Origin of the sequence: Frankia torreyi, from assembly GCF_000948395.1 — a bacterium.
GTDB classification, from domain to species: Bacteria; Actinomycetota; Actinomycetes; order Frankiales; family Frankiaceae; genus Frankia; species Frankia torreyi.
In genome coordinates this window covers 1-12,961 of the sequence record NZ_JYFN01000032.1, presented here as the reverse complement: position 1 = coordinate 12,961, position 12,961 = coordinate 1, and the positions used below count along the sequence as shown (strand labels likewise).

Sequence of the window (12,961 nt, the reverse complement as noted above, 5' to 3'; positions counted from 1 at the left end):
GCAGGAGGCGGGCTGGCTGCCGGGGAGATCGCAGTCGTCGTCGCCCGGTCCGCAGATCGGGGTGCCGGTGTAGCCGGCGACCTCGCCGGTGAGGGCGGCGCCCGGGTCGCAGGTGTCGGTGAGTGGGGTGCCGGCGCTGGCGGCGCAGATGCGCCGCGCCGGAGCGGCGCCCAGGCCGCCGTACGGGTCCTCGGTGGCCGCGGCGGCGGCTGCGCCGGCCGCGGCAGCGGGGAGAGCGGCGCCGGTCGGGGTGGGGCGGGCGTCGCCGATGCAGCGCGCGGGCGCCTGGCAGGCCTGGACGATGTACTGCCTGCCAGCGGTCTGGTCGACGGTGTTGCCACCGGCGGTGAGCGGGACAGCGCCGGAGGAGATCGGAGCCGGGTCGGACGAGCGGACCGCGGGAGGCAGAACCGCGTCCGAGTAGCCGTTGTAGAACGTCCCGTGGATCAGCGGCACCGGGGCCGCCTTCGGCGCCGCGGCGGGGGCGGCCGCCCGCGGGGCTGACGTGGTCGCCCGCGCGGGCGCCGCGTACCCGCCTCCGGCCGCCGGCCGAGCGCCGGCCGACGCGCCGCTCCGCACCGCGGTGTTGGCCTGGGTGGCGGTGTTGGCCTGGGCAGTGGTGGCCGACTGGGTGGCGGTGGTCGGCCTGGCGGCGGCCGCGGGTTGCGTGGCCGGCACCGAACCGCTGCCGCTGTGGAGGTCGTCCCAGGCCTTGCCCGCGACGATGACGCCGAGCGTACCGGCCGCGGCGCCGAGCCCGACGCCGACCACGGTGGAGTCCAGGACGGCACCGGTGGCTTCGAGCCCAGCCGCGCCCGCAAGCTCGGCCGCCGGCACCGCGCTGGCGGCCACCACGGCGCCGGCCGCCGCGGCCCCCCCGACGATCGCGGAGGCCGCCAGCGCGGTGGTGTTCTTGATGCTGCTGAAGAAGCTGCGGCCGGTCAGGTCGTTGTAGGCGAGTGGGTTGGCACCGGCGTAGACGTACCGGTTGGCGGACACCGCCGAGGTGAGGGCGAGGTCGGCGCTGTCCCGGGAGATGAAGCTGCCGGTCCCCGGGGTGTACCAGCGGGCCTGCGCGTCCACCTTGCCGCTGGTCGGGTCGGTCCAGGAGCCCTGGTAGCCGATCCGCAGGTTGGCCGAGCCGGTCACGACCGGAGTCCCGAAGGGGTCGTAGGCCCGGTTGTCGGTGAGCCCGGCGCCGTCGGTGGTGAAGGCGCCCACGACGCTGCCGTGGATGTCGGTGGCGGTCGCCCAGTTCCCGGCGGCGGTGCCGGCGCTGATGATGTCGCCGTCCGGGTCGCGGGCGTAGGCGGAGCCGTCGACGCTCGGCTCGCGGTCGAGGCCGTCGTAGATGAGCCGCGAGGTGCCGTTGCGGACGGCGGCCCGGTCCAGCCCGTCGTAGGCGAAGGTGGTCGTCGCGCCACCGGCCGTGTCGGAGACGAGCCGGTCGAACGCGTCGAACACGGTCGTGGTCGTCGTCGCCCCGGCGACCCGTGTGCTCAGCGTCCCGCGGGCGGTGTAGCCGTAGGTCGCCGAGCCGTCGGAGAGCAGCCGGTTCCGTTCGTCGAACGACGCGGTGGCGGCGTTGACCGCGGTGCGGTTCCCCGCGGCATCCCAGCCGTAGGTGGTGGTGACGTTGGCCGGGTCGGTCCAGGCGGTGAGCCGGTCGGAGCGGTCGTAGCCGTAGGTCTGGGTCCCGGCGCCGGCGACGCCCGCCGGACCGATCACGGTGGTCAGCGGGTTGTCGTTGTTGTCGTAGGTGTAGGTCTGCGAGCGCAGCGTGCCGCCCGGGCCGGTCAGCGTGTCGGCGGTGGTGCGGCCCAGGCCGTCGTAGCCGAAGCTGCGCACGGCCCCGCCACTGCCGTAGGCGACGGAGGTGAGCTGGCGGGCGTCGTCGTAGCTGAGGGTGCGGGTCCCGCCGGTGGCGGCGGCGCCGACGGAGGTCAGGTCGCCGCGGGCGTTGTAGTGGAAGTCCGAGTAGCTGCCGGGGTCGGCCCGCCGGGTCATCCGGCCGTTCTGGTCGTACTCGAAGGAGGAGCCCCCACCGTCACCCGAGGCGCTGGTGACCAGGCCACGGTCGTCGTAGCCGAAGGACTGCGAGCCGCGGGGGTGGTCGATCCCGGTGAGCTGGCCGACCAGGTCGTAGTGCAACGTCCGGGCGGCCGCCGCCGCGCCGCCGCCGGAGCCGGACTCGGCGGTGAGGCGACCGAGCTCGTCGAAGGTCCGGGTCCGGGTGACCCCGCCCGGCTCGACCAGGCCGACGGGCAGCCCGCCGGCGTCGTAGGAGGTCTGCCAGGTGCGGTCGGCGAGGTTCGGGTAGGCGGTGGTGGACGGTTCGATCGTCTTCTCGGGTAGGCCGAGGCTGTTGTAGGTGGTGACGGTGACGTTGCCGCGTCCGTCGGTCAGCCGGGTCGCGTTGCCGGCGGCGTCGTAGCCGAGGGTGGTGGTGGTCGTCGTGGTGGCGGTGACAGGTTCGACGAGGGTGCGGACCCGGTCGAGGGCGTCGTAGGTGCGGGTGGTGGTCCAGCCGTCGAAGTCGGTGGCCGAGGTCGGGTTGCCGGCCGCGTCGTAGCCGGTGGAAGCGGCTCGAAGCTGGGTGTTGGTCGGGGAGAACTGCGCGGCGGTGGTCGGCCGGCCGGCCCGGTCGTAGGTGATCCGGATGCTGCGGCCGAGCGGGTCGGTGACGGTCGCCGGCCGGCCGGCGAGGTCGTAGGCGTGGTGGGTGAGCTTGCCGAGTTCGTCGTGCTCGTCGACGAGGGCCCCGGTGGCGTCGTAGCTGCCGGTCCACATCGCGCCGGAGGGGATGTTCGCCGGGGTCAGGATCCTGGTGACGTCACCGGCGTCGTCGTGGTCGGTGTAGGTGGTGAAGGTCGCGGCCGGGGTGCGCTCGGTGCGGGTGGTGGCCCAGACCCGGTCGTGGTCGTCGTAGGCGTAGAAGGTCCACACGCCGTTCGCGTCGACGAGGGACGTCGGGTTCGAGGCGTCGTCGTAGACGATCCGGCTGACCCCGGCGGCGCCCGCGCCCGTGGCCTGCGGCTCGGTGACGGCGACCGGCCGGTTCAGCGCGTCGTAGACCGTGGTGGTCGTCTGCCCGCGGGTGTCGACATGGGTGAGGGGGTTGCCGTTGTGGTCGTAGGTCCAGGACTCGACCGGCGTGATCGCCGATCCGCCGGGCGGCGTGTAGGACGGATGGGTGGCCTGGGTGGGCCGGCCGAGGGCGTCGTAGGCGGTGGTGGTGACCTGCCCGCGCGGGTCGCGCCGCTGGGTGATCTCCCCGAAGGTGTCGTAGCCGAGATCCGCGGCCGGACGCTGCGCGGCGGGCGCTCCCCCGTTCTCCTCCACCGGCACCGACGGCGCCTTGACCTGGGTGATCGCGCCGGCGGCGTTGACCGTGGCGTTGCTGACGTAGGCCGCGTCGGGGGCGCCGCCGGCCACGTAGCCGCGGGGGTCCGCGCCGCCGGTGACGAATCCGCGCTGGTCGCGCTGGTAGGTGGTGACGAACGTGGTGGTGCCGTCGCCGAACAGGGTCTGCGACGTCAGCCGGGAGGCGTTGTCGTAGCCGAAGTCGGTGCGCTCGGTCGCGGACGTGCCGGCCGCGCCGGACACCGCCGAGGTGACGTCGTCGTTCGCGTCGTAGGTGTAGTCGACGGTGCGGGCGAGCCCGGCCGGGTCGACGGTGCTGCGGGTCAGTCGGCCGGCGGCGTCGTAGGTGCCGGTGACGGTCGCCCGGCCACCGCCCGTGGTCAGGGAGTTCGGGTTGCCCGCGCCGTCGTAGGAACGGTCGACCAGGACGATGTCCCGGGCGTTCGCGCTCGACAGCGTGCCGGTGGCCAGGTCCGGTGGCCGGTAGCCGACCAGGATGTCCTGGCGGGGCAGGTCGTCGAGCCAGTAGGTGTGCCGCGTCGTGCGGCCCAGCGCGTCGGTGACGGTGGCCAGCCGGTCCGCCGGGTCGTAGGCGCGGGATTCCAGCACGACGTCGCGGGCGGTGGTGTCGGCGACAGGGTCGTCGACGAAGTCCTTGAGGGTCCTCGTCGTGAGCAGATTGTGCGCCGTGTAGGCGTAGGAGGTGACGGCGCCGTTCGGGTCGGTCGACGTCGCCACGTTCCCGTTCGCGTCGAAGGTGACCGCGGTGGTCGCCGCCGCCGGGGTGCCGGCGCCGACGGTCATCGAGGTCTGGCGGTCGTCGCCGTCGTAGGCGTAGGTGGTGGTGCGCGTGCTGTCCCCGCCGGTGGAGTCGGAGACCGCCGTCTGGGTGGGGCTGCCGTTGAGGTCGTAGCTGGTGGTCGTCACCCGGGTGTGCGTCGTACCGGTGATCGGGTTGGCCACGCCGGGCTCGGTGGCGGTGAGGACGTGGGAGAGCTTGTCGTAGGTGTAGGTGGTGGTCAGCCCAGCCGGGAAGGTGTCCGAGGTCTCCTTCGAGGTGAGCTCACGGCCCAGTTCGTCGTAGGTGTAGTCGCGGACCAGCCCGGCCGGATCGGTGCCCTGGCGCAGATCCCCCTTGCTGTCGTAGGCGTAGGTCGTCGTCTTCCCGCGGGCGTCGGTGGACGACGCGAGCAGGCCGCGCGGCTCGGTACCGCCGCCGACGGCCGTCTCCGTGCCGACCGTGAAGGCCGCACTCGTCGTCCGCCCCGCGGGGAAGTCGGGGGTGGCCGGGGTTCGGGTCCCGGTCAGGTCCCCGGCGGCGTCGTAGGTGTAGGTGGTCTTGTAGGTGTCATCCGTCGGCGCGGCCGAGCGCGCGTCGCGGACCGCGGTGACCAGGTCGTTGCGGGAGTCGCCGGGGGCACCGAGGAAGTAGTCGTAGTACTCGGTGTTCGGCCACAGGGTGCCGTTCAGGTTGAGCCGGACCGTCGTGCGGGCCCGGACGTTGCCGCGGTCGTCGGTCTGCAGCATGAGGACGTTGCCGTTCTCGTCCGTCACCTGGGACAGGAAGCCGCGGTTGTTGTAGGTGAACCGGCGGTCCCCGGTGGCGTCCCGGTGCGAGATGAGCTGGCCCTGGGCCGAGTACTCCCAGTCCTCGTCATGACCGCGCGGGTCGGTGATCCGCACGATCGTGGTGGGGCTGGTGGACAGGACGCCGTAGGTCGTGCGGTGGCCGAGGCCGTCCTCCCGCCAGGCCACCGTCCCGTCGGCGTTGTAGCCGATCTTCGTCTCGATGTTGCCGCGGGGCAGGGTGATCTGCGCGAGCTTGCCGTTCGCGGCGTAGGAGTAGGTGGTCGGCGTCGAGGTGTGCGGGGCGGTGACCGTGGTCAGGCCGCTGCCGGTGTAGCCGTAGGACCAGGTCAGCGGTCCGCCATGGGCCGCGACGGAGGCGGTCGAGACCGAGGCGACGTGGTTGCCGTCGCCGGTCCAGGTGAAGGTCAGCGACCGGCTCGTCGTCGCGTTGGTCACCGACGTCAGCCGGGAGTTGCCGTCGTAACCGAGCTGGAGTGCCCGGCCGGCCGCGTCGGTGATCCCGGTGAGGCGGCCGTCCGAACGGAAGGAGTAGTGGGCGCCGTTCTTCTCGCTCAGAACGGTCGCAGCGGTGGCGGTGAGGTCGTCGATGCGCCCGGCGCCGGTCCCGTCGGCGTACGGGCCGGCGCGGCTGCCGTAGAAGACGGCCGGGTCCTTCGCGGACAGGATCTGCGTGCCGTTGCGCAGCACACTGATCGAGGGACCGTTGGTGAGGATCGTGAGGGTGTCCGTGGCGGTGCAGCACAGCCCGGCCGCGTCGGCGACGGTGGTATCCACCCCGTCCACCCGCTTGATCAGCCGCCAGGTGTTCGCCGACGGCAGCGCGACGAGCCGCCAGTAGTTGTTCGCGTCGGCGACCCGGAAGGCCAGCCCGGTGCCCTGCTGCGCGACGGGCTCCGTGAAGCTGATCGAACCGTCGGCGGCGGCGCCGATGGTGGCCAGGTTGTGCCCGGTGGCGCCGGAGGCCAGGTAGGCCGCGTTGCCGCTGGTACCCCAGGTGCCGGCGAGGTTGACCCAGTGCTCGCCGTCGTCGGTCGAGCCGAGCCCGGTGGTCGAGTCCGGGTTGGTGAAGGTGTCGCGGTGGGCGTCCGCGGTGATCAGCAGCGAGTCGATCCGGCCGGAGCCGGTGCCCTGGGCGTAGAGACCGGCTGACGTCGCGGTCGAGAACTGGCTGTCGCTGGTGGTCGCGACGACCCGGTCGTTACGCAGGATGGACAGCAGGCCGCCGGACATGCTGATGCCGTAGGTGTCGGTGGTGGCGCAGCAGGCGTCGGACGCGGTGAGCACCGTCGTCTCCCAGCCACCGACCCGTTTCGCCACCACCACGGAGTTCGACGACGGGTTGATGTACAGCAACCACATGTTGTCGATGTCCTGGACCCGGAAGGCGATGCCGATCCGGTCCTGCAGGACGGGGGCGGTGAAGCGGATCGTGCCGTCCGACGGCGCCGGAATGACCGCGACGCTACGGAACCAGCCCCCGGCGGTCGCCAGATAGGCGGCATTGTCGGACAGGCCCCAGACGCCGTCGAGGACTTGCCAGTTCTCGCCGGAATCGGTGTTTCCCAGGGAGGTGGCGGAGTTCGCCCCGGTGAAGGAGGCCACCCGCGGCGCCGGCGCCTGCAGGAACGAGTAATAACCGCGCGGCGACTGGTAGGAGCCATCGCTGTTGCGACCGAACCGGGCCAGTCGCCCGTCCGGATAACGAATCTGGACGTTGCCCTGACCGGCGGAATCCGGGACGGCCGTCATGTCGTAGTCGGAGGTCCAACCGGTCCCGAACAGCCCGTCCGCGGTACTCATGCTGTTGTAGGTGCGGGCCACGCTCTGCCCCGGCCCGGTGCCGTCCAGCGAGGCGTCGGTGACGGTCGACGCGTAGTTCTGGGTCAGCGGGTGCACCCCGCCGACCGCGGGGACGTAGGCGTCGCGCCCGAGGTCCGACTGGGTCGGGGGCTGGTCGACGACGGGGCTGAGCGCGAGTGGCGACGTCCACAGGCTCTGGTTCGCGCCGTCGCTCACCTGACCACGCCAGTAGTAGATCTGGTCCCAGTTCAGCGCCCCGGCGGGGGGCAGCCAGGTGTTCGACGCCTGCGAGCCGGACGTCCAGCAGGCGCCGGAGTTCGCGTCGGTCCCGGTGCAGAGCTGGAACGAGTAGCTCAGCGGGCTCGGGCCGTTGTCCGGGTCGACCGCGGTCAGGCGCAGTGGCGGCCGCACGCTGGCGACCTCCGAGCCGGACAGCGGGGACACGTCGCTGATGTACGGCGACTGGTTCGCCGGGTTCGACAGGATCAGCGTCGTCGCGTACTCGGGAATCCCCTGGTCGGAGAACCAGGACGTGCCGGCCTCCTCCATGTCCCAGCGGATCGTGTAAGTGCCGGGAGAAAGGCCGGCCAGGCTGACGGCGGCGGGCAGGTCGATCGTCTGGCCCGAACTGACCGACGTGGGAAGGTCGGTCTGGACACCCTGGTGAATCACCTCGGTGGTGTTCGCGGCGTCGTAGATGTGGTACGAGAGTTTGTAGTTGCTGTTCGCGGGCCACAGGGCCTGACCGGTGTTCTGCAACCGGACGGTGATCTGCCCCGGCGTGGTCGTGGTCGGCTGGGTGGTCCAGGTCGGGTTCCCCGACGGATAGGAGTAGGTCACCCCGTACGGGGTCCACGCCAGTTCCAGGCGCGGCCGGTAGTCCGAGTCCGGGGTCGCCGGGTTGCACCAGCAGTCGTCGGAGAAGAACTCCTTGTACCACTGGCCGTCCGTGTCCGACGTGACCACGGCGAGGCCGAAGTTCGCGTTCGCGTCGTGCGTCCAGGTGTTCACGAGGTTCGTCAGCCGCGGGTCGCCGTCCCCGATGAACTCCCAGGACGCGCCGCAGGCGGACAGCGAGTCATCGTGCGCGAAGGACTTCTGCGCGACCTCCTCGCCGATCGTGGCGCCGGGCCACGTCATGTTGCCGCCGTACCAGGGGATGGTGACCCGGCGCAGGCTCACCGGATGCGGCGTGCAGCCGCTTGCGGAAAGCCGGTTGACCATTTTCACGTGGGCGTTGGTGACCGTCGCGTTCGTCAGCGAGGACTGGCCCGGGAAGCTGAGGTAGCCACGCACCACGTCGGAGCCCACGACGCCGGACTTGATGACGAGTTCGGAGGCGTAGTTGGTGCTGGGATGGGCTGAGGAGACGTAGGTGTCGTCGGCCCCGGCGATCAGGGTGGACACGTTCGGGTCCACCCGGACGGGATAGACCCGGTCCTTCGCCGCCAGCCAGTCCTTGTCCAGGTCGACCTGGAGCGCCTGCTGGCCGCCCGGCAGCGTCACGAGGCTGTAGGCAACCCCGTCCGACGATGCCCGGAACCCCTGCGGAGACGTCCGGCGGGAGTCCTCCATGGACCCCGGCGGAATGACCGCCCGCACCTCACCGCTGCTGTCCGAAAGCAGCACCCGCCGCCCGTCGACCTTCGCCGTCAGGCCGGTGAGCGTCAGCGGGTACGTCCACGTCGTCGGGGCCTGCGCCGAGTGGAGAACCAGCACCTCCTTGAGCCCGTCGGCGGTCGGCCCCAGTTCGAGGTCGGCCGCGTCCCGCACCCCGGCGTACGTCGCCTTCGACCCGTCGACCGTGGCCTGCGCACCCTGCGCCTGCGCGATCCCGAACGCGAACGAGGTGTCCGCGTCGAGCTGGAGCTTCCCGAGCTGGGCGTCGTCGGCGCGCGGCGCGACCTCGGTCGTCGCCCGGGCGGACCGGGCGTGCAGCCGTCCCCGGTCGCCCGACACCAGGGCGGTGTCAATGCCAACCCAGGTGCCCTTGGCGTCCTTGAAGCGGTCGGAACCCATCGTCGTCTCGGCGGTGAACGTCCCGTCCGGGTTGTGGAACACCTCCCGGGACTCGGTGCGCAGGCTCGGTACCTCGACCCGACCCGCCTGCGGCTTCAGTTCCCGGCCCGACTCACGCGCCGGGGCCGTCGTCGCGGAGTCGCCGAATCGGGCGGTGGTCACCGCCTCGGGCGCCGCGGCCGCTCCGGCTGTTCCGGCGGCTCCGGTGGCTCCCGCAGCCGCACCCGCGGCCCTGGGGCTGCCACCGACGGGAGTCCCCGCCCCGGCCGCCGGCTTCTGCGAGACGAACGGTTTCACCGTCCGGCTCGCGGCCGGCGTCGTCGGCACCGTCCCGGCCAACGGCGGGACGATCTCTCGCAGCTTCGCGGGATCCGGCGCCGCCACCGACTGCGTCGCGCTGGTCGGGACCGCCGCGTCCCGGCCGGCGGCGCTGCCCGACGAGCTCTCCGGCAGCTTCGTGTCGCGGAAGGGGTTCACGTCCGCGATCGGGCGAAGGTCCGGGCTCTGGACCCGGTTCACGACCGTGACGGCCGTCAGCACGACGGCGACGACCAGCCCCAGGGCGATCAGGCCGCGGCGGAGTCGAGAGGTTCGCCGGCGACGGGGACGGAATCCGGGGGTGGGCGCAGGGGCGGGGAGGTGCCGGCCAGACATGACTGCTCCGAAGATCCGTGGGACGCGAAGACCTTGCGTGACGACCCACCGCGACCGGTACTCCGGGCATCAGGGAAGACGGCAGGTGACCCGCGTGTGAAGGCGCGCGGCGGCGAGAGAGAAGAGAACAGCGAAAGCCGGCGGCCGGGATCAGCGCGGGCCGATAACCTGCCCACCGCCGGGGGCGAACGGCGGGCAGCGCGTCGAGGGTGGCGGGAAAAGGGGCTGTCAGCCGGGGCGCCGGGGGCCCGCCCGCCGCCCGAGGTGGTCGGCCCAGAACCCGGACCGCGCCATTTCACCCGACCTCACGAGAGGGTAGGCGGCCTGCTCCCAGGCGATGGCCGGAACTGGCCGGCAGGCACTGAAAAGAAACCCGCCAGCAGCTGTGGGCCGCAGCCGCTGATGGAATGCAAAGACGGCTGGAGATGCCTGCATCACATCAGCTCCATCCACTGGGGCAGGAAACAAGGAACCGGTACGGGCGCAGCCCCCGAGGGGAACGGAGGCCGCGCCAGATCACCAAAGATGACGGCCGGCGAATCGGAAGGCAATGAAAATGTCTTCGTTGTCGGTCTGTTGTCTTCACATTCCGTAGCAACCTTCGACCGGATACGGAGGCATGACCCGGAGGCGGCCGCCCCGACACTCGGCGTTCTTCGCTAAACAGACATATAGCTCAGATCCGCCAGCAAGACAGGACACGTTCCGCCACGGATATGACGTGCACCACACAGTGGGGTGTTACCTGGCTGCAACACAGGCCGGGATGTGGTCCCACACAGGCCGCGATCCGGACCGTCCAGGGTTCCGTCAAGTCTGGAAGCCCGGAAAGAAACGCCTGACAGAAGCCATGATCATGACTGCTGGAGTCGATCCGAACCCCGTTCCCCCGACCGCTGATCATGCTCTTTGGACCGGGCTGCCCGCCTCGGCGTGCCGTGCCTGCGCACCGCAGCCCTCCGACTGGTACTCGGTCGTCTCCGCGACCGACCTTCTTCCTCGCCGGTCCTCTGCTCGGACCCGCGGCGCTACCCCGCGGCCAGTTCGGCGGCCGGACGGGCGCGATCACCTCGGCGTCGGCGCTGCTGCACGCGCGAACACTTGTTCAGTGCGGTTAATGGTGGTTTGACGATAAATCGGGATGCTGTGACGATCGACACACTTCGCCGCCCCCGATCCGAGGGCGGCGGCGGCTCAGAAGGGTGCGCCGAGTGACCACACGCGTCGTCGTCTGCCATACCGAAGGAGTCGGATCGCACGCCGTCCGGCTGTTGTCGGCCGAGTCCCAGGACGTCACCGGAACGCAGCTCACCGTCGACGGGGGCGCGGCGGGTCAGCAGCCCGCCCTTACCGCCACGGTCTCTTCATGATCATCCGGGAGCAGTTATACGTCGGCGGCCGCTGGGTGGACAGCGACTCCACCGAGACCCTGACGGCGATCAACCCCGCGACCGAACAGGTCGTGGGGGTGGTGCCCCAGGCGTCCGCGGGAGACGTCACCCGGGCGATCATGGCCGCGCGCGAGGCGTTCGACGACGGCCCGTGGCCCAGAATGAAGCCGTTCGAGCGGTCCCGCGTACTGATGCGGATGGCCGAGGTCATGCGGCGGCGTCAGGCCGAGCTCGTCGACCTCGACGTCACCGAGGTGGGTCGAGCTCGGACGCTCTCCGAGTCGGTCTTCGTCGACGTGCCGATCGAGCATTTCGAGGACATGGCCGAGCGGGTGCTGCTCTCGTTCGAGTTCGACGAGCCGATGCTGCCCTACGAGACCCCGCTCGGCGTAGGCCAGGGCGTCGTGCGCCGCGAGCCCTACGGCGTGGCTTCGATNATCACGCCGTACAACGCGCCGTTCTTCCTGGCCGCGTTCAAGCTCGCACCGGCGTTGGCCGCCGGGTGCACGACCGTGCTCATGCCCTCGCCCTACACCCCCCTGTCGGCGTTCCTGGTCGCGGAGATCGCCGAGGAGGCGGGTCTGCCACCGGGAGTGCTCAACGTCGTCACCGGCACACCGGCGGCCGGTGAGCTGCTCACCTCGCACCCGGCGGTGGACATCGTCAGTTTCACCGGCTCCGACACGGTCGGCCGCAGGATCGTGAAACAGGCGGCGGACACACTCAAGAAGGTCGTGCTCGAACTGGGCGGCAAGTCGGCGAACATCGTCTGCGAAGACGCCGACCTGACCAAGGTGATTCCCGACGTCGTCATGAACTTCACGGTGAACTGCGGTCAGGGCTGTTCGATGCTGACCCGGACCCTCGTGCACGAATCGATCCACGACGACCTCGTCGCGGGTCTGAAGGAGGCCATGGACCACGTCAGGATCGGCGACCCGGCCGACCCGACGGTGACCATGGGCCCGCTGATCAGCGCCGCGCAGCGGGACAAGGTGGAGACGCTCATCCGCGCCGGCCTCGACGAAGGAGCGCAGCTCGCCTACGGCGGCGGCCGCCCAGCCCACCTGACGAAGGGCTTCTTCGTCGAACCGACCGTGTTCGTCGGGGTCGAGAACTCGATGACGATCGCGCAGCGCGAGTTCTTCGGGCCGGTCACCGTCGTCATCCCGTTCCGAGACGACGACGAGGCCGTCCGGCTGGCGAACGACAGCGACTTCGGACTCGGTGGCGGAGTCTGGTCAGGTGATCCGGCGCGGGCCTACCGCATCGGGGGCCGGATCCGCGCAGGCATGGTGTCCCTCAACGGCGGCACCGGCGGACTCAGCCCACACGGACCCTTCGGCGGCTACAAGGCCAGCGGGATCGGCCGCGAATGGGGCAAGTGGGGACTGTCCGAGTTCCTGCAGCACAAGTCGCTGGTGTGGCCGATGGCGTCGGGCTAGGGCTGGCGAGCACGGGTCACCGGCCGGCGGTCAACCCCGACCACCTCCGAAGAATTTTCACCGACCTCGTCGAAGACGCGGGCCTGTCCCCCGTTCGCATGCACGACCTTCGTCACGTCGCTGCCACCTACGCTTCGCGGCCGGCGGCGGCCTGAAAGCCGTCCAAGCCCTCCTCGGCCACACCTCCAACACCATCCACCACCGACACCCACGTTCTGCCCGAGCCCACCGCCGCCATCACCGAGAACATCGCCGCCCTCATCCCCCGCACCTGCCGCCCCCACTCTCGAACCGCTTAATCTGCCAGATCCTGAGGTGCTGCCCGTTTCACGGACACGCGATAGTTGGACTATATCAGCTTTACGCCGCCTCCGGTATTGATGTCTGACTCGTCAGGTAGAGATGTTCGACGTGTTCCGGAGTGTGGTAGCCGAGGGTGGAGTGGAGTCGCTGCCGGTTGTAGAAGACTTCGATGTACTCGGCGATCGCACTGCGGGCGGCGCGGCGGGTGGGGTAGATTTCTCGGTAGACGAGTTCATTTTTGAGTGTGCCGAAGAAGGATTCGGCGGCGGCGTTGTCCCAGCACACTCCGGTGGCGCCGACGGAGGGTCGCGCGCCGTGCTTGCTCAGGGTTCGATGATAGGCATCGGACGTGTATTGCGCGCCGCGGTCGCTGTGGAAGATCACGTCCGGTGTGAG

Annotated in this window: 4 protein-coding genes and 1 pseudogene; 3 read left to right on the top strand and 2 right to left on the bottom strand. The window is 70.9% G+C overall.

All coding sequences use genetic code 11. From position 1 onward, the window contains the following. On the bottom strand, positions 1–9,426 hold a 9,426-nt coding region (locus FF36_RS40055; protein ID WP_082122045.1), incomplete at its 3' end, for a DNRLRE domain-containing protein. Positions 9,427–10,637: 1,211 nt separating this feature from the next. Here FF36_RS40055 and FF36_RS35510 point away from each other — a divergent pair. From FF36_RS35510 to FF36_RS19105, 3 genes and pseudogenes are all read left to right on the top strand, one after another. Beyond that, a complete protein-coding gene (locus FF36_RS35510; RefSeq protein WP_157867021.1) occupies positions 10,638–10,796 on the top strand; it encodes a hypothetical protein in 159 nt (52 codons plus the stop codon). Continuing rightward, positions 10,793–11,253, top strand: a pseudogene (locus FF36_RS38390) (aldehyde dehydrogenase family protein); the annotation flags it as partial. The gene FF36_RS35510 and the pseudogene FF36_RS38390, both read left to right, overlap by 4 nt. A gap of 1 nt (position 11,254) precedes the next feature. Next, on the top strand, positions 11,255–12,262 hold a 1,008-nt coding region (locus tag FF36_RS19105), incomplete at its 5' end, for an aldehyde dehydrogenase family protein (RefSeq protein ID WP_242422627.1). Positions 12,263–12,622: 360 nt separating this feature from the next. Here FF36_RS19105 and FF36_RS19100 read toward each other — a convergent pair. Then, positions 12,623–12,961: integrase core domain-containing protein (locus FF36_RS19100; RefSeq protein ID WP_044886487.1), on the bottom strand; the 339-nt coding region annotated here is incomplete at its 5' end.